Raw genomic sequence first — 16,625 nt, 5'->3', positions numbered from 1 at the left:
TCTGAATTGGTGGGTCGTGCAGGATTCGAACCTGCGACCAATTGATTAAAAGTCAACTGCTCTACCAACTGAGCTAACGACCCGTAGAAGTGGTGGGTGATGACGGGCTCGAACCGCCGACCCCCTCCGTGTAAAGGAGATGCTCTACCAACTGAGCTAATCACCCACTTCAGGACTTCCAGGTACTACTAAACGAGAGAATGATGGTGGGTGATGACGGGCTCGAACCGCCGACCCCCTCCGTGTAAAGGAGATGCTCTACCAACTGAGCTAATCACCCTCATTCGTTCTCATTTTTCTCAACAAGATGGTGGGCGATGACGGGCTCGAACCGCCGACCCCCTCCGTGTAAAGGAGATGCTCTACCAACTGAGCTAATCGCCCCGTCTTGTTGGAGTCGCATTATAGGGATAGTTCAAAGTGAGTCAACGGTTTTTAAAATGATTTCAATCGTTCGCCGCAAATTTAGGCAGGGCGCGATAATTATCGCCAGCGGCGCCGATTCTTTGCGCAACGCTCTGCGAAACTCGCCGCAAAACGCGCGAAATCGACCGGTGCAATATCGTGTCGGCGTTGAGGAATTAGCGCGTGGTGATACAATGTCGTCCACTCTTTTTTCAATTCCGAGCAATCGTCGGCAACCGCCGACACGCGTTGCGTAATAAGGCAGTGAACCCAATGAAAATCAAAACCCGTTTTGCACCGAGCCCGACCGGCTATCTTCACGTCGGCGGCGCGCGTACCGCACTTTACTCCTGGTTGTTCAGCCGCCATGCGGGCGGTGAGTTCGTTCTGCGTATCGAAGATACCGATCTGGAACGCTCCACCCAGGACGCGATCGACGCAATTATGGATGGCATGAACTGGTTGAACCTGGATTGGGATGAAGGCCCGTATTTCCAGACCAAGCGTTTCGATCGTTACAACGCGGTCATCGACGAGATGCTGGAGCAGGGCACGGCCTATAAATGCTATTGCTCCAAGGAACGTCTGGAAGCGCTGCGCGAGAAGCAGATGGAAAACGGCGAGAAGCCGCGTTACGACGGCCACTGCCGCGACAGCCAGTGCAGCCACACCGACGACGAGCCGCACGTGGTGCGCTTCCGCAACCCGCAGGAAGGCTCGGTGATCTTCGACGACAAAATTCGCGGCCCGATCGAATTCAGCAACCAGGAGCTGGACGATCTGATCATCCGCCGCACCGACGGTTCGCCAACTTATAACTTCTGCGTCGTCGTCGATGACTGGGACATGGAAATCACCCATGTGATCCGCGGCGAAGACCACATCAACAACACCCCGCGCCAGATCAACATTCTCAAAGCGCTGGGCGCGCCGGTGCCGGAATACGCGCACGTGTCGATGATCCTCGGCGACGACGGTAAAAAACTGTCCAAGCGTCACGGCGCCGTGGGCGTCATGCAGTACCGCGACGACGGCTATCTGCCGCAGGCGCTGTTGAACTACCTGGTGCGCCTGGGCTGGTCCCACGGCGATCAGGAGATCTTCTCCATCGATGAGATGAAAGAGTTCTTCACGCTGGAAGCGATCAACAAATCCGCCAGCGCGTTCAACACCGAGAAGCTGCAGTGGCTGAACCACCACTACATCAACCATATGCCGGCGGAAGAAGTGGCGGTGCATCTGGCATGGCACGTTGAGCAGCTGGGCATTGAAACCCGCAACGGCCCGGAACTGAAAGACATCGTCAAACTGCTGGGCGAGCGTTGCAAAACGCTGAAAGAGATGGCGGAGTCCTGCCGTTACTTCTACGAAGACTTCAGCGAGTTCGACGCCGACGCGGCCAAGAAGCACCTGCGCCCGGTGGCGCGTCAGCCGCTGGAAGCGGTGCGCGCCAAGCTGGCCGCCATCACCGTCTGGACGCCGGAAAACGTGCACGACGCCATTCAGGGCACGGCGGATGAGCTGGGTGTCGGCATGGGTAAAGTCGGTATGCCGCTGCGCGTTGCGGTGACCGGCGCCGGCCAGTCGCCGGGCATGGACGTGACCGTGCATGCGATCGGCCAGAAGCGTTCGCTGCAGCGCATCGACATGGCGCTGGCTTACATCGCCGAGCGCGAAGCGCAAGCCTGATTCGCTGATACGCCATAAAGAAAAAGCCCCGTGGAGCGATCCCGGGGCTTTTTTCATGGCGGTGCGTCAGGCTTGCTCGCTAGCCGGCAGCCCCGGGCGGTAGGCGAGGAAATACATCAGCCCGACAAAGCCGGCGCCTCCCAGCGCGTTGCCGAGAAATACCGCGATGAAATTGGGCAGATACTGCTCCCAGCCCATGCCGCCGGCAAAGATGGCCGCCGGGATGATGAACATATTCGCCACCACGTGCTGGAAGCCGATGGCGACAAAAGCCATGACCGGGAACCACATGCCGATCACTTTGCCCGGCACATCCTTGCTGGCGAAGGCTAACCATACCGCCAGGCACACCAGCCAGTTGCAGCCGACGCCGGAAATAAAGGCGTGCAGGAAGTCCGCATCCACTTTGGCCTGCGCGATCGCCAGCGTCTTATGCAAGAACGCACCTTCGGTCAGGCCCAGCAAATGACCGAAGAAGTAGGCGACGGCCAGGCTGCCGGCCAGGTTGGCCAGGGTGACCCAAAACCAGTTACGCAGCACGGCGATGGCGGGGATTTCGCGGGCAAACCAGGCCATCGGCAAGGTCATCATGTTGCCGGTCAGCAGTTCGCCACCGGCCAGAATGGTCAGGATCAAACCGATAGGAAAGACCGCGGCACCCAACAGGGCGCCGAAAGAGCCCCACTCGGCCGGCAGGGTGCCGATGACGTGAATATCCAGCAGAAAGCCGGTGGCGATAAAAGCGCCGGCGAGAAAGCCCAGAATCAACAGATTAGCGAGAGGGGCGCGGCTTTTGTTTACCCCGGCCTGAACGGCGAGGGCGGCGATTTCTTTTGGTGAATGCAAAGACATGACGGACTCGGTTTATAGTAATGAAGTTTATGGCGCGGGCAGTCTATGCCGCTCGGGAGTCCGACTCAAGCGCATTTCGCTAACATTCCGTTAATTAAAAATCAACGTGATATACAGGGGCTTTTGCCATTTTGAGATGTAGCGCGCAAAATGGATGAACTCTGCACAAAGTGATGATTTTTTGGCGCCAAACATGCTGATTTGGCGGCTTTTTCAACGCTTGATTCAGGAATTCAATTTAGCCGTTGACAGCTTTGAGCGGGTTTCATATTATGCGCCCCGTTCACAGCACAAAGTGATTGTGGAACGGGGCTATAGCTCAGCTGGGAGAGCGCTTGCATGGCATGCAAGAGGTCGACGGTTCGATCCCGTCTAGCTCCACCAACCTTCTTCTCAGAGAGGTTGGGGAATACCGTAACGCCGGTCAACGCGTACCACTTTTGTGGGGCTATAGCTCAGCTGGGAGAGCGCTTGCATGGCATGCAAGAGGTCGACGGTTCGATCCCGTCTAGCTCCACCACCATTTAAAAAGCCGACCTTAGGGTCGGCTTTTTGCTTTGCGTTATTTCACCTTCGCCGAATGCAGGCCAACAAAAAAGGCGCCCGCAGGCGCCTTGTTATCGCAGTCGGTTCGAGGCTTAGCCCAGTACCAGACCCGCGATGGAAGCGGACAGGATGCTGACCAGCGTAGAGCCGTACACCAGCTTCAGGCCAAAGCGCGACACCACGTTGCCCTGGTGTTCGTTCAGACCCTTGATCGCACCGGCCACGATGCCGATGGAGGAGAAGTTGGCGAAGGACACCAGGAACACCGACAGGATCCCCAGGCTGCGCGGCGACAGTTCGGCAGACACTTTCTGCAGCTCCATCATTGCCACGAACTCGTTGGAAACCAGCTTGGTGGCCATGATGCTGCCAACCTGCAGGGCTTCGTGTTTAGGAATCCCCATGATCCAGGCGAACGGATAGAAGAAGTAGCCGAGGATTTCCTGGAAGCTCAGGCCGAAGATGGCGCTGAACACACCGTTGAGCGCGGCGATCAGGGCGATGAAGCCGATCAGCATCGCGGCAACGATAATCGCTACTTTGAAGCCGGCCAGGATATACTCACCCAGCATTTCGAAGAAGCTCTGGCCTTCGTGCAGGTTGCCGAGGTGCAGCTCTTCTTCTTTATTGGTGTCGTACGGGTTGACCAGCGACAGCACGATAAAGGTGCTGAACATGTTCAATACCAGCGCCGCCACCACGAACTTGGCGTCCAGCATGGTCATGTAAGCACCGACGATGGACATGGACACCGTAGACATCGCGGTCGCCGCCATGGTGTACATGCGCTTTTCCGACATCTTGCCCAGGATATCCTTGTAGGCGATGAAGTTTTCGGATTGGCCCAGGATCAGCGAGCTGACGGCGTTGAACGACTCCAGCTTGCCCATGCCGTTCACTTTCGACAGCACGGTACCGATAATACGGATGATGAACGGCAGCACCTTGATGTACTGCAGAATACCGATCAGCGCCGAAATGAAGACGATCGGGCACAGCACCTTCAGGAAGAAGAACGCCAGGCCTTTGTCGCCCATGCCGCCGAATACGAAATCAGTCCCTTGTCCCGCAAACCCGAGCAGTTTGTCAAACAGCGCGGCAAATCCTTTTACGAAGCCCAAACCCGCTTCCGAATGCAGGAAAAAGTAGGCCAGCAGTACTTCGATAACCAGTAGTTGAATAACATAGCGAATGCGGATGCTTTTACGATCGCGGCACACCAACAGGGCCAGGATCGCCACCACCACTATCGCCAACGCAAAGTGCGCAATATGGGACATGTTTGCTCCAAATTTGAGGCAGGCTGAATTTCGGCTGTCATTTTATGTAACGCTACGTTTAAAAACGAGACTTCTATTGCAAATATGGAAAATCATAGTGGGAGTTCTCCTAAAGTGTTGCGTAAAAGCATAAAAAATCAAGATGTTAAAGCAGCAATAGGAAATTCGTATTCTTGTGCTAACCTGTCTTTCAGGGGTATTGCAGCCCAAATCCCATCAGAAAAGCACGGAAATCGGCAAGCTCCGCGCTGAACCCTTCGATAAAACCGTTAATGTTGGCTATTACAGAGATAAGTTTTACCGCTCTAAATGCGCTTGATAATTATTATCATTTATATAGAGTGGAGATAAACGTAATTTCAGTAAGGGTTCAACATATGCTGAACAGTCGCGTGGTTGAAACCACCTCCGGGCGCTCCGCCAGAAAAATCAAACTCTCGCTGATGGGGCCCGCCTTCATCGCTGCTATCGGCTATATCGATCCCGGTAACTTCGCCACCAACATCCAGGCCGGCGCCTCGTTCGGCTACAGCCTGCTGTGGGTGGTGGTTTGGGCCAACGTGATGGCGATGCTGATCCAGCTGTTGTCCGCCAAGCTGGGCATCGCCACCGGGAAAAACCTGGCCGAGCATATTCGCGATCGCTTTCCGCGGCCGGCGGTGTGGGCTTATTGGGTACAGGCGGAGATCATCGCCATGGCGACCGATCTGGCCGAGTTTATCGGCGCGGCGATCGGCTTCAAGCTGCTGCTCGGCGTTTCCCTGTTGCAGGGCGCAGTGCTGACCGGCATCGCCACCTTTTTAATCTTGATGCTGCAAAAGCGCGGGCAAAAACCGCTGGAGCTGGTGATTGGCGGCCTGCTGCTGTTCGTCGCCGCCGCTTATATCGTCGAGCTGGCGTTCTCCCAGCCGCAGCTCGCGCCGCTGCTGAAGGGCATGGCGCTGCCCGATCTGCCTAACGGCGATGCGGTATTTCTGGCCGCCGGGGTATTGGGCGCCACCATCATGCCGCATGTGATCTACCTGCATTCTTCGCTCACCCAAATCGGCGGCGAGCACGACAAGGCGGAGCGCTATGCCGCCACCAAAGTCGATGTCGCCGTGGCCATGACCATTGCCGGTTTCGTTAACCTGGCGATGATGGCCACCGCCGCCGCCGCGTTTCATTTCAGCGGCCACAGCGGCATCGCCGATCTCGACGTGGCTTACCTGACGCTGCAACCGCTGCTCGGGCAAGCCGCTGCCACCGTGTTTGGCCTGAGCCTGGTGGCCGCCGGCCTCTCCTCTACCGTGGTGGGCACGCTGGCGGGGCAGGTGGTGATGCAAGGGTTCGTGCATTTCCATATCCCGCTGTGGCTGCGGCGCGCGGTGACCATGCTGCCGTCGTTTATCGTCATCATGCTGGGGATGGACGCGACGCGCATTCTGGTGCTGAGCCAGGTGCTGCTCAGCTTCGGCATTGCGCTGGCGCTGGTGCCGCTGCTGGCTTTCACCGGCAATCGGGCGCTGATGGGGGAGATGGTCAACGGCCCAGTGGTGCAAAACCTGGGTAAGCTGATCGTACTGGTGGTGGTGGGATTGAACGGCTATCTGCTGATCGGCAGCGTGCTGTAGGCAAAAAAAGCGCGGGCCGGCATGGTGCCGGCCCGTCGTCGTTAATCGCGGTCGTCATCGCCGTGGCGGCGCCAGCGATCGCGATCGTGATCGTGATGGTGTTTTTTCTCTTTCTTCCAGTAATGCTTGTCGCAACGGCGGTCGCACTTGTAATAACGGCCATCGCGAGAGTAGTAGTATTTGCGCCAATAGTCGCGATCGCGCCAGCGATAGCCGTCCCAGTAATAGCCACGCGGGCTGCGGTCGCCGAGATAGCGGCCCTGATGGCCTTGCCACCAGTCACGATCGCGCCAGTCGTAACCGTCCCAGTAACGGCCGCGATTGTCCTGATCGCCGATGCGCAATGAAACGCCCGGCATCAGATCGATGCTGAGCCCTTCGGCGTGAGCCTGCTGTACGGCGGGCAACACCGTCGCCGCCAAGATAGCGGCCAAGAGCAGAGGTTTAAACATGACTTCTCCTTTCCGCTTGCGCGGCCTGGCCGTTAATCACTTTATGAAGCGCGTTCATCAGTTTAAAAAGCGGCCTTATCGTTATTTTTGCTGCAATATCGGCATCATAGCGCCGGCGCATAGGATTGAATCTGAGAGCCACTCTGAAAACGGCGCCGCAGGCCGAGATTTGAGATTTTTCTGGGGGATCGCCGCTCGGTGGAGCGGCGGTATTTGTAAGCGATTACAGTAGGATTTGTTCGATCTGAACGAGCTCTTCTTCACTGAAATGACGATTGGCCAGCATGCCTACCGCGTCTTCTATCTGCGCATTCTTGCTGGCGCCGATCAGCACCGAGGTGACGCGATCGCCGCGCAGCACCCAGGCCAGCGCCATTTGCGACAGCTTTTGCCCGCGTTGCCGCGCCAGCGCATCGAGGCGGTGCACCTTGTCCAGCCGTTCGGCGGTCAGTTGCTCCGGCTGCAGAAAGCGGCTGCCGCTGGCGGCGCGGGAATCTTGCGGGATGCCGTGCAGGTAGCGGTCGGTCAGCAGGCCGCCCGCCAGCGGCGAGAAGGCGATCGACCCGACGCCATGCTCTGCCAATGTATCCAGCAATCCCGCTTCCGGCGTGCGTTCCAACATCGAATACTTCGGCTGGTGGATCAGGCACGGCGTGCCGAGCCGCTGCAGAATGTCGAACGCCTGCCGCGCGCGTTCGGCCGGGTAGTTAGACAGGCCGACATACAGCGCTTTGCCCTGGCGCACCAGCAGATCCAGCGCCGCCATGGTTTCTTCCAGCGGCGTGTCCGGATCCGGCCGGTGGTGATAAAAGATATCCACATACTCCAGCCCCATGCGCTTCAGGCTCTGATCGAGGCTGGCGACCAGGTACTTTTTCGAGCCCCAATCGCCGTAGGGGCCGGGCCACATGGTGTAACCGGCTTTGGACGAGACGATCAGCTCGTCGCGCCAGGCCCGCAGATCGGCGTTGAGTATGCGGCCAAAGTTCTCCTCGGCGGCGCCGGGCGGCGGGCCGTAGTTGTTGGCCAAATCGAAATGGGTAATGCCGCGATCGAAGGCGCAGCGGATCAGGCCGCGGGCGTTGTCGTACAACGTGGCGTCGCCGAAGTTGTGCCACAGCCCGAGCGAGACGGCGGGCAGCTTCAGCCCGCTGCGGCCGCAGCGCCGGTATTCCATATCTTGATAACGCGTAGGGGAGGCTTGGTAGGACATAGTTATCCTTGTCGGCGGGAGGTGAAGTGCTTTGAGTGTATACGCTTTCACACCGCGCTGCCGGGGGAGCGATCACAGCGCCGGCATGTAACGCCAGGTTGCCGATCGAGGCAGGCGCGTTTGTTCGAAATTTGAACGGCATCTTCGATACTTAAGATAATCGCTCCAGCTGCAGACAGGTGATGATCATGACTCAGACCTATACGGTGGCCGATTATCTGCTCGATCGTCTGGCCCAAATCGGCATCCGTCATTTCTTCGGCGTGCCGGGGGATTACAACCTGCAATTCCTCGATCACGTTCTCGCTCATCCACAAATCACCTGGGTAGGCTGCGCCAACGAGCTGAACGCCGCCTATGCCGCCGACGGCTACGCTCGCTGCAAACCGGCGGCGGCGCTGCTCACCACCTTTGGCGTGGGGGAGCTGAGCGCGTTGAATGGGGTGGCTGGCAGCTACGCCGAATACCTGCCGGTGATCCACGTGGTCGGCACGCCGGCGCAGCGCGCCCAGCGCGCCGGTGATTTGCTGCACCATTCGCTGGGGGATGGCGACTTTACCCACTTCGCGCGGATAGCCAAAGAGGTGACCGTCGCGCAGGCCGACCTGACCGCCGACAACGCCGCCGTGGAGATAGACCGCCTGATCGGCGTCGCCTTGCTGGAGCATCGCCCGGTTTACCTGATGTTGCCCAGCGACGTCGCACAAGCGCCGCTGTCGGCCAAACCGGCGCCGCTGATGCTGCGTCAGGCCAAACTATCGCGCAGCGCATTGCAGGCATTTATCGCCGCAGCGCGCGAAAAGCTGCTGCCGGCGCGGCGGGTATCGCTGCTGGCGGACTTCCTGGCCGATCGCTTCGGCGCCGAAGCGGCGCTGGACGAGTGGCTGCAGGCGGTCGACATTCCGCACGCTACGCTGCTGCTCGGCAAAGGCGTGCTGGATGAGAACCGAGCCGGGTTTGTCGGGACCTACTGCGGCGGCGCCAGCGATCCGGCGGTGAAACAGCTTATCGAAAACGCCGATGTGGTGATCAACGTCGGCGTGCGTTTGACCGACACCATTACCGCCGGTTTCACGCATCATTTGCCGGTGGAAAAATGCATCGACATTCAACCGTTCGAAGCCTGGGTCGGGCGGCAGCGCTTTAGCCGCATTCCGATGCGCGAGGCGGTGCAGGCGCTGCACCGCCTGAGCCTGTCGCTGGCGTCACGCTGGCCGTTGCCGCCGATCGTCCGCCCGACGCTGCCGGAAACCGATGGGGAAGGGCTGGATCAGCACGCCTTCTGGCGGCAGATACAGGATTTCCTGCGGCCCGGGGATATCGTGCTGGCCGATCAGGGCACTGCCTGTTTCGGCGCGGCGGCGTTGACGTTGCCGCGTGGCTGCCGCCTGATCGTGCAGGCGCTCTGGGGATCGATCGGCTATACCCTGCCGGCGACGTTCGGCGTACAGACCGCTGAACCGCAGCGGCGGGCAATATTGCTGATCGGCGACGGCGCCGCGCAGCTGACCGTACAGGAACTGGGATCGATGCTGCGCGACGGGCTTAAGCCGGTGATCTTCGTGCTGAATAATCAGGGTTACACGATCGAGCGTGCGATCCACGGGCCGGAGCAACGTTATAACGACATCGCGCGCTGGAACTGGACGCAGCTGCCGCCGGCGCTGGCCGGCGAGCGGCCGGTGAAGGCGTTGCGGGTCAGCGATCCGGACGGATTGCGCCAGGCGCTGCGCGAGGTAGCGGACGACGATCGGCTGGCCTTCATCGAAGTGATGCTGCCGAAGATGGACATGCCGGAACTGCTCGATACCGTCTCGCGCGCCATTCAGGCACGCAACGTCGCCGCTTAAGGCAGGGTATCGCCCAGCAGGCGATCCAGCATCCAGAACCCCGCCGGGCCCGGCGGGGTCAGTTTGGACCAGACCGCATCCACCGAAATCAGTTTTGGCCAGCCGCGCGGCCGCAGCTGGGTGAGTTTGCCGTGGCCGTATTGTTGCACCAGCCAGTGCGGCAGTACCGCCCAACCGAACCCCTGTTCCGCCATCTCCAGCAACAGCAGATAGCTGGGCGCCGACCAGACCAGGCCACCCTGTCTGGCCGCTTCGGCGCCGGTGTAGGTATTCAGGATCAGCTGGCGGATGCTGGACAGCTGCTCCGGCGTTGGCGCGGCGACCTGGGCCAGCGGGTGCTGATGGGCGACGAACAGCCCCATTTCGGTCTGTTCAGGCAGCCGGGAGAAGGCGATATCCGGCGGATAACTTTTTTGCACTTCCACCATGCCCAAGTGCGCGCGGCCGCTTTGCAGCAGATCGATAACGTCGCCTTCTTCGGCGATCATCCATTCCAGCTCAATCTCCGGGTAGCGCTGTTCGAACAGCTGCATCAACCGATCGTGATGCTTGGGCTGGTAGGTATCGGAAAACACCATGCTCAGGCGCGGTTCAACCTCGCCCGCCAGCTGAATGCTCAGGGCGTCGAGCCGTTCGCTGGCCGCGAGGATCGCCTGCACATGCCCCAGTACCTTGCGGCCGGCGGCGGTGAGCACCGGCTGGCGCGCGCTGCGATCGAACAGCGTCAGCGCCAGATCGGCCTCCAGATTGGCGATGGCAGTGCTGACGGTGGATTGGCTTTTGCGCAGCTTGCGCGCGGCGGCGGAAAACGAGCCGAGGGCGGCGGCTTCGACAAACGCATGCAGCGCTTCCGGAGAATAGTGCATAACCTATCTACTTTATCGATGGAATCTATTTTTAACCTACCCGAAAAAGCGATGATAATCACCTGGCTTTCGCAACAACTGTTGAAAAAAGGTGATGTATGCAACTGCAAAACAAGTCTCTCATTGAACGTATCGTCCACGCCGTCGGTTTCGAGGCCATCGCCGTGATGGTTTGCGCCCCGCTGGGCGCGTGGCTGCTGAACCGCTCAATGGTGCAGGTCGGTGCGTTGGCGGTGATGCTCTCCACCGTCGCGATGCTGTGGAACATGGTTTACAACACGGTGTTCGACCGCCTGTGGCCGGTCAGCCGGGTGGTGCGTAACCTGAAAGTGCGTGCGCTGCACGCCGTCGGCTTTGAAGCCGGTTTTATCCTGATCGGCGTGCCGATCGCCGCCTGGATGCTGAGCATCTCCTGGGCGCAGGCGTTTATGCTGGAAATCGGTTTCTTCCTGTTCTTCCTGCCGTACACCATGGCCTATAACTGGCTGTACGACACGCTGCGCCAGCGCTGGTTCGAAGCGCGCCAGCCGATCAATTCCGGCGCCAAATAAGGCGTCGTCAGCCCGGCGATTCTCAGGTAAGGTCAGAGGATCGTCGGAAATGCTGAGGAACGAATGATGAAAGTGTTGGGCTTGCTGGGTGGCATGAGCTGGGAATCCACCATTCCTTATTACCGCACTATTAACGAGCAGGTAAAGGCACGCCTCGGCGGGCTGCATTCGGCCAAAATCGTGCTCTACAGCGTCGATTTTCAGGAGGTTGAACGCTTGCAGCACCAGGGCGATTGGGACGGTGCCGGCCGGCTGCTGGCCGCCGCCGCAGTGGCTTTGCGCGCCGCCGGCGCCGAAGCTATCGTGATCTGCACCAACACCATGCACAAGGTGGCGGAGGCGGTCGAGCAGGCCAGCGGCCTGCCGCTGATTCACATCGCCGATGCCACGGCGCTGCAGGTGCGGGAAAAAAACATTCGCCGCGTCGGGCTGCTGGGCACGCGCTTTACCATGGAGCAGACCTTCTATCGCGGCCGCCTGCAGGAATTGCACTGCATCGACGTGGTGACGCCGGTCAGCGCCGATCGCGACATCGTACACCGCATCATCTATGACGAACTGTGCCTGGGTAAAATTCGCGACGCCTCGCGCGACGAGTATCGCCGGATCATCAGCGATCTGGAGCAGCAGGGCGCGCAGGGGATTATTTTCGGCTGCACCGAAATAGGTTTGCTGGTGAGCGAGCGTGATGCGTCGGTGCCGGTGTTCGACACCACCGCGATCCACGCCCGCGCCGCCGCGGCGTTCGCGTTGGCCTAATCGTCGTGCGGCGGCTGCCGGCGATTCACCAGCATCAGCGGTTTGCCCGCCAGCGCCAGCCAGGCGGGCAGCATCACGATGCACAGCACCGGCAGCAGGTGCAGATCCGGCACCACCGCCACCGCCATGAACAGGCTGAGCCAGCCGTCGCGCGTGACCACCAGCACCAGCCCCATGATGGCGCAGGAGACGGTGATCGCCGCCGGCACTGCGGGAACGTGCTGATGCAGCATCAGCCCCAGCGCCACGCCGACGAACACTGCCGGGAAGATACGCCCACCGCGAAAGCCGCTGGCGGCGGCGATCACCAGCGCCGCCAGCTTGGTCAGGGTAATGGTCAACAGCGCCGGCACCGAATAGCCGTCGTCTTGCGCGAGGCGCTTCATTTCATCCAGCCCTTTGAACAGGGTAATCTCTCCGCCCACCAGCGCCAGCAGGCCCAGCACAAAGCCCCCCAGCCCTAACATCAACACCGGATTTTTCATCGAATGGAACAGGCGGTGAACGTGCGGGAAGCACCACAGCGCCACCATGCCGAGCGCGATGGCGATCAGCGCCACGATGGCGCCGCTGAAGATGTCCGGCAGCCGAGTTACATCGTAGGCGTCGAGCTGCAGGGCGAAATTGGGCACGAAGAACATCTGGGTGGTGACCGCGCCGGCGGCGGCGGCAACCAGCGGGGCGAACAGCCGATCCCACAGCGGCGTTTCGTTATTGCCCGCCAGGGTTTGCGAGAAGATCAGCGCGGCGGCGACCGGCGTGCCGAACATCGCGCCGATGGTGCCCGCAGCCGCCAGGATGATCCAGTCCATGCGCGGCACCTTCGGCAGCAGGCGCGCTCCGGCGGCCGCTACCAGCGCGATATTGATGGCGGTGATCGGGTTCTCCGGCCCCAGGCTGACGCCGCCGGCCAGGCCGACGATCAGCGCTAACCCCAGTCCCGGCAGGGCGGAGAGCGGTAGGGGCATGCCGATCAACGATTCCGTCGCCGGGTCCGGCCCGGCGTGGCCCGGCATATAGCGCACGATAAGGCCGACCGCCACGCCGGTCAGCGTCAGCATCGCGACCGGCCACCAGGGCGACTGGGCGTCCAGGCTCAGCGCACCGGGCAGCGTCACCCACAGTAATTGCTGCAGTGCGGCGGCAATGTTCATCACCAACAGCAGCACCAGACTGGAAGCGGAACCGATAATCAGCGCAGGCAAAGCAAAGGCCAACATGGCATTGGCGCGCGGATGCAGCATGGATAATCCCTTGTCGATGCCTCCCGGCAGGGCAGGGAGAGCGGGTGGTTGAGCAGTGGCCACAGCTTGCCAGACTATCGGCGCGCAGGCACGCATTGATATTGCCCGGCGTCGATGACGGTTAACAGTCGGCGGGGGGCGTTTTTTGCCGCAATTTGTTTCAAAACGCGGCGCCGCAGGCCAGCTGAAACGTTTTTTGTGATCCGGATCGCTATTGGGGTGCAGATCCGAGGCGGGTGATTGTTGTTTTTGCAGCAGGATTTTACAGTGTGGGCAGCTTTTTATTTTTCATTTTGCGGAGACGAAATCAATGACCTATGCCCTCGTAGGTGATGTTGGCGGCACCAATGCCCGCCTGGCGTTGTGCACTGTTGCGACGGGTGAGATTACCCAGGCGAAAACCTATTCCGGCCTGGAGTTCGACAGCCTGGAGGCGGTGATCCGCCAATACCTGAAAGCGTGCGATATCGAGGTGCAGGACGCCTGTATCGCGATCGCCTGCCCGGTGACCGAAGACTGGGTGGCGATGACCAACCACAGCTGGGCGTTCTCGATCAAAGAAATGAAGGCCAGCCTGGGGCTGAGCCATCTGGAAGTGATCAACGATTTCACTGCCGTCTCGATGGCGATCCCGATGCTCTCGCCGGACGACGTGCTGCAGTTTGGCGGCGGCGATGCGCAGCCGGGCAAACCGATCGCGGTGTATGGCGCCGGCACCGGGCTGGGCGTTGCCCACCTGGTGCACGTCGATCGCCGTTGGGTCAGCCTGCCGGGCGAGGGCGGCCATGTCGATTTCGCGCCGAACAGCGAAGAAGAGGACATCATTCTGGAGGTGCTGCGCGCGGAAGTGGGGCATGTTTCCGCCGAGCGCGTGCTGTCCGGGCCGGGCCTGGTCAATCTGTATCGCGCCATCGTCAAGGCGGACAACCGCCTGCCGGAGAAATGGGAACCGAAGGACATCACCGAGCGGGCGCTGGCAGACAGCTGCATCGACTGCCGCCGCGCGCTGTCGCTGTTTTGCGTGATCATGGGGCGCTTCGGTGGCAATTTGGCGCTGAATCTGGGCACCTTCGGCGGCGTGTACATCGCCGGCGGCATCGTGCCGCGCTTTATGGAATTCTTCAAGGCCTCTGGCTTCCGCGCCGCCTTTGAAGACAAGGGGCGCTTCCGCGACTATGTGCGCGAAATCCCGGTGTTCATGATAACGCACGGCCAGCCGGGCCTGCTGGGTGCCGGCGCGCATCTGCGCCAGACGCTGGGCATGCACCTGTAAGCTCAGGGGCGGGGCAATAAAAAAGGGGCGCAACCCACAGGTTGCGCCCCTTGTCGTTTTCACGGGGTATCAGGCTTTGGCCAGCTCCGCCGTTTGGGTGGTTTCTGCCGTTTCCGCTTCCACCGCCTTCGGCGCTTTGATGAACAGCGTAATCAGCAGAGAGGCGGCGGACAGAACGCCAATCACCATGAAGGTGGCGTGGAAGCCGCCGAAGTATTTGGCGACGAACGAACCGGCCAGCGCGCCCAGGCCGAAGCCCTGGTAGATGATGCCGTAGTTTTTGCTGTGGTTCTTCAGGCCGAAGAAGTCGCCGACAATCGCCGGGAACACGGTGATGTTGCCGCCGAAACAGAAGGCTACCGCGCCGACGCAGATAAAGAACAGCGTGTGGTTCAGGGTCATGAAGCTCAGCGCGACAATCGCCAGCACGGTAACCAGCATGGTGAAGCTGATGACGCGCATACGGCCAACTTTATCGGACAGCGTACCCAGGATGATGCGGCCGGCGGTGTTGAAGATGGCGACGGCGGACACGGTGTTGGCGGCGGTGGCCAAATCCATCCCGGCCAGTTGAACGCCCATGTCTTTCACGATGCCGATGAGGTACAGACCGCTCATGCAGGCAGCGAAGAAGATGGTGAACAGCAGGTAGGCTTCTTTGGTGGCCAACATCTGGCGCACGCTGAAGTCGTTGCCCAGACCGTTGGCGCCTTGCTGCGCGGCGTTGGTCGCCAGCACCGGCTCTTTCAGCAGCAGGGAACCGACGACGATCAGGCCCATCACGATGGCGCCCCAGTAGAAGAAGGCACCGGAAACGCCGACGTCGGCGATCAGGGCGGCGTTGACGTATTTGAACAGCAGGCTGCCGCTGCCGAAGGCGCCGACGGAGATGCCGGAAATCAGGCCTTTGTTGGCCGGGAACCACTTAATCAGGTTGGACAGGGTGGAGATGTAGGCGATACCGACCGCAAAGCCCACCACCACGCCGGCCAGCAGGTAGATCATGTCGAGCGAGCTGACGTGAGCGCTGGCGATAAGGCCCAGGCCGACCAGGATGCCGGAACACAGCGTCAGGTTGCGGATGCCGAAGCGTTCTTGCAGCTTGCCGGCGAACAGCGTGGCGAAGGCCAGGAAGAAGCTGGTGATGGAGAAGGTGGTGGCGACGTCCGCCAGCCCCCAGTGGAACTTGTCGACCAGCGGCTGGTTGAACAGGCTCCAGGTGTAGATGGTGCCCAGGCCCATCTGACAGATGATTGTGCCGAGAACGATTAAGCTGCGATTTGCCGGTTTGGTGTTCATGGCCGGTCTCCTTCCTGTGTGTGCGTTGCCGGGCGTGAGCCGCTGGCTGAAATTTGCGGGGTGAAGCTGGGTTCCCGCGGTATGGGCTTATTATATGGCCGGCCCCCCCGGCGGGCGGCGGATCGGGAATGAGTTGCACGGTGGAAGGAATGAAATGCATGTTATGCGGCGTGAGCTGCCGTTTTTGCACCGAAAAGCGCGTGAAATGCCGTGGGTGGCACGTGATCTACATCAAAGATATCAACGATTTATTGTTAACTGCCGGTGAACGATTGTGGTGAAATTGTGAAGGATGCGTCTGAAAGGCGTAAATCGGCATTGCGCCTATAGAGCGGCGATGAGCGCGGGACTATGTTATCTGCGATCGGACGAGGTCCGCTCTGCAGGAGTCCATGAAATGAAAAAAACGCTGTTGTTACTGGCCGCGCTGCTGGCGCTGCCGCTGGCGAGCCAGGCCGACGTGTCCATCGGCGTGAACGTGCCGGGCCTGTCGTTGCATATCGGCGATCGCGATAATCGCGGCCACTACTGGGACGGCTATCGCTGGCGCGATCCGCGCTGGTGGGCCGATCACCACCGGTATGAACGCCCGCGCGGGTACTATTATGGCCCGCCGCCACGGGTGATTTACTACGGGCCGCCGCCGCGCGACTGGCGCGACCGGCCGCATTACCGCATGCCGCCACCGCCGCCGCCCGGCTATTACTACCGTCCGGGCCCGCGCTGGTAAGCG

The 16,625-nt window shown here is 60.3% G+C and carries 14 protein-coding genes and 6 tRNA genes; 9 read left to right on the top strand and 11 right to left on the bottom strand.

The genetic code is table 11. The annotated features are described in order from the left end of the window. Positions 1 to 7 precede the first annotated feature (7 nt). The 4 genes from AC4PR2_RS12515 to AC4PR2_RS12500 form a co-directional block, all read right to left on the bottom strand. Positions 8 to 83, bottom strand: a tRNA-Lys gene (locus AC4PR2_RS12515). A 7-nt stretch (positions 84 to 90) separates the two neighbouring features. Beyond that, a tRNA-Val gene (locus AC4PR2_RS12510) sits at positions 91 to 166 on the bottom strand. A gap of 38 nt (positions 167 to 204) precedes the next feature. Then, positions 205 to 280: transfer RNA gene (locus tag AC4PR2_RS12505), tRNA-Val, on the bottom strand. A gap of 28 nt (positions 281 to 308) precedes the next feature. Continuing rightward, positions 309 to 384, bottom strand: a tRNA-Val gene (locus AC4PR2_RS12500). A gap of 294 nt (positions 385 to 678) precedes the next feature. Between AC4PR2_RS12500 and gltX the strand changes: the two genes are divergently transcribed. Then, a complete protein-coding gene (gltX, locus tag AC4PR2_RS12495) occupies positions 679 to 2,094 on the top strand; it encodes a glutamate--tRNA ligase (protein ID WP_033643946.1) in 1,416 nt (471 codons plus the stop codon). Positions 2,095 to 2,160: 66 nt separating this feature from the next. Here gltX and AC4PR2_RS12490 read toward each other — a convergent pair whose 3' ends face one another. Then, entirely contained in the window at positions 2,161 to 2,946 is a 786-nt protein-coding gene (locus tag AC4PR2_RS12490; protein WP_087763448.1) for a formate/nitrite transporter family protein, read from the bottom strand. 308 nt (positions 2,947 to 3,254) lie between these two features. Here AC4PR2_RS12490 and AC4PR2_RS12485 point away from each other — a divergent pair. Together AC4PR2_RS12485 and AC4PR2_RS12480 are read left to right on the top strand one after the other, a co-directional pair. Further along, positions 3,255 to 3,330, top strand: a tRNA-Ala gene (locus AC4PR2_RS12485). Between the two features lie 60 nt (positions 3,331 to 3,390). Further along, a tRNA-Ala gene (locus tag AC4PR2_RS12480) sits at positions 3,391 to 3,466 on the top strand. A 118-nt stretch (positions 3,467 to 3,584) separates the two neighbouring features. Here the strand turns inward: AC4PR2_RS12480 and AC4PR2_RS12475 are convergent. Beyond that, a complete protein-coding gene (locus tag AC4PR2_RS12475) occupies positions 3,585 to 4,772 on the bottom strand; it encodes a NupC/NupG family nucleoside CNT transporter (RefSeq protein ID WP_004936373.1) in 1,188 nt (395 codons plus the stop codon). Between the two features lie 377 nt (positions 4,773 to 5,149). Here AC4PR2_RS12475 and AC4PR2_RS12470 point away from each other — a divergent pair, with 377 nt between their 5' ends. Then, positions 5,150 to 6,385, top strand: coding sequence for an Nramp family divalent metal transporter (locus AC4PR2_RS12470; RefSeq protein ID WP_033635427.1), 1,236 nt, complete (start codon positions 5,150 to 5,152; stop codon positions 6,383 to 6,385). A 41-nt stretch (positions 6,386 to 6,426) separates the two neighbouring features. On the opposite strand, the gene AC4PR2_RS12465 is transcribed toward AC4PR2_RS12470, so the two are convergent. Beyond that, positions 6,427 to 6,837, bottom strand: coding sequence for a DUF2502 domain-containing protein (locus AC4PR2_RS12465; RefSeq protein WP_060419895.1), 411 nt, complete (start codon positions 6,835 to 6,837; stop codon positions 6,427 to 6,429). 223 nt (positions 6,838 to 7,060) lie between these two features. Next, on the bottom strand, positions 7,061 to 8,050 hold the full coding sequence (gene mgrA / locus AC4PR2_RS12460) for an L-glyceraldehyde 3-phosphate reductase (protein ID WP_180547545.1): 990 nt from the start codon (positions 8,048 to 8,050) through the stop codon (positions 7,061 to 7,063). A 188-nt stretch (positions 8,051 to 8,238) separates the two neighbouring features. On the opposite strand from mgrA, the gene AC4PR2_RS12455 reads away from it, so the two are divergent. After that, the gene (locus tag AC4PR2_RS12455) at positions 8,239 to 9,900 is read left to right on the top strand and encodes an alpha-keto acid decarboxylase family protein (protein ID WP_147840054.1); all 1,662 of its coding nucleotides are present in this window, start codon (positions 8,239 to 8,241) and stop codon (positions 9,898 to 9,900) included. On the opposite strand, the gene AC4PR2_RS12450 is transcribed toward AC4PR2_RS12455, so the two are convergent. Then, positions 9,897 to 10,766: a LysR family transcriptional regulator gene (locus AC4PR2_RS12450; RefSeq protein ID WP_060419900.1), complete on the bottom strand. Its 870-nt coding sequence runs from the start codon at positions 10,764 to 10,766 to the stop codon at positions 9,897 to 9,899. The genes AC4PR2_RS12455 and AC4PR2_RS12450 overlap by 4 nt on opposite strands. A 98-nt stretch (positions 10,767 to 10,864) precedes the next feature. On the opposite strand from AC4PR2_RS12450, the gene AC4PR2_RS12445 reads away from it, so the two are divergent. Beyond that, positions 10,865 to 11,317, top strand: coding sequence for a multidrug/biocide efflux PACE transporter (locus AC4PR2_RS12445; RefSeq protein ID WP_016926809.1), 453 nt, complete (start codon positions 10,865 to 10,867; stop codon positions 11,315 to 11,317). Positions 11,318 to 11,383: 66 nt separating this feature from the next. After that, complete coding sequence (locus AC4PR2_RS12440; RefSeq protein WP_443014713.1) at positions 11,384 to 12,076, top strand: aspartate/glutamate racemase family protein; 693 nt, start codon at positions 11,384 to 11,386, stop codon at positions 12,074 to 12,076. Here AC4PR2_RS12440 and AC4PR2_RS12435 read toward each other — a convergent pair. Next, positions 12,073 to 13,320, bottom strand: coding sequence for an ion channel protein (locus AC4PR2_RS12435; protein WP_060419906.1), 1,248 nt, complete (start codon positions 13,318 to 13,320; stop codon positions 12,073 to 12,075). The two genes, AC4PR2_RS12440 and AC4PR2_RS12435, sit on opposite strands and share 4 nt — an antisense overlap. 310 nt (positions 13,321 to 13,630) lie before the next feature. Between AC4PR2_RS12435 and glk the strand changes: the two genes are divergently transcribed. Then, entirely contained in the window at positions 13,631 to 14,593 is a 963-nt protein-coding gene (gene glk, locus AC4PR2_RS12430) for a glucokinase (RefSeq protein ID WP_060419908.1), read from the top strand. A gap of 69 nt (positions 14,594 to 14,662) precedes the next feature. On the opposite strand, the gene AC4PR2_RS12425 is transcribed toward glk, so the two are convergent. Then, positions 14,663 to 15,892, bottom strand: coding sequence for an L-lactate MFS transporter (locus AC4PR2_RS12425; protein WP_033635420.1), 1,230 nt, complete (start codon positions 15,890 to 15,892; stop codon positions 14,663 to 14,665). Positions 15,893 to 16,289: 397 nt separating this feature from the next. Here AC4PR2_RS12425 and AC4PR2_RS12420 point away from each other — a divergent pair, with 397 nt between their 5' ends. After that, positions 16,290 to 16,622, top strand: a complete 333-nt coding sequence (locus tag AC4PR2_RS12420; RefSeq protein WP_019453817.1) for a DUF2502 domain-containing protein — start codon at positions 16,290 to 16,292, stop codon at positions 16,620 to 16,622. The last annotated feature ends 3 nt before the right edge of the window (positions 16,623 to 16,625 follow it).

The organism is Serratia sp. A07 (genome assembly GCF_058725505.1).
Note: the sequence above shows the minus strand (reverse complement) of the source record. Positions and strands in the feature narration are given on the sequence as shown.

Coding starts and splice junctions, on each gene's coding strand:
- gltX (WP_033643946.1), top strand. CDS start 679: ATGAAAATCAAAACCCGTTTTGCACCGAGCCCGACCGGCTATCTTCAC.
- AC4PR2_RS12490 (WP_087763448.1), bottom strand. CDS start 2,946: ATGTCTTTGCATTCACCAAAAGAAATCGCCGCCCTCGCCGTTCAGGCC.
- AC4PR2_RS12475 (WP_004936373.1), bottom strand. CDS start 4,772: ATGTCCCATATTGCGCACTTTGCGTTGGCGATAGTGGTGGTGGCGATC.
- AC4PR2_RS12470 (WP_033635427.1), top strand. CDS start 5,150: ATGCTGAACAGTCGCGTGGTTGAAACCACCTCCGGGCGCTCCGCCAGA.
- AC4PR2_RS12465 (WP_060419895.1), bottom strand. CDS start 6,837: ATGTTTAAACCTCTGCTCTTGGCCGCTATCTTGGCGGCGACGGTGTTG.
- mgrA (WP_180547545.1), bottom strand. CDS start 8,050: ATGTCCTACCAAGCCTCCCCTACGCGTTATCAAGATATGGAATACCGG.
- AC4PR2_RS12455 (WP_147840054.1), top strand. CDS start 8,239: ATGACTCAGACCTATACGGTGGCCGATTATCTGCTCGATCGTCTGGCC.
- AC4PR2_RS12450 (WP_060419900.1), bottom strand. CDS start 10,766: ATGCACTATTCTCCGGAAGCGCTGCATGCGTTTGTCGAAGCCGCCGCC.
- AC4PR2_RS12445 (WP_016926809.1), top strand. CDS start 10,865: ATGCAACTGCAAAACAAGTCTCTCATTGAACGTATCGTCCACGCCGTC.
- AC4PR2_RS12440 (WP_443014713.1), top strand. CDS start 11,384: ATGAAAGTGTTGGGCTTGCTGGGTGGCATGAGCTGGGAATCCACCATT.
- AC4PR2_RS12435 (WP_060419906.1), bottom strand. CDS start 13,320: ATGCTGCATCCGCGCGCCAATGCCATGTTGGCCTTTGCTTTGCCTGCG.
- glk (WP_060419908.1), top strand. CDS start 13,631: ATGACCTATGCCCTCGTAGGTGATGTTGGCGGCACCAATGCCCGCCTG.
- AC4PR2_RS12425 (WP_033635420.1), bottom strand. CDS start 15,892: ATGAACACCAAACCGGCAAATCGCAGCTTAATCGTTCTCGGCACAATC.
- AC4PR2_RS12420 (WP_019453817.1), top strand. CDS start 16,290: ATGAAAAAAACGCTGTTGTTACTGGCCGCGCTGCTGGCGCTGCCGCTG.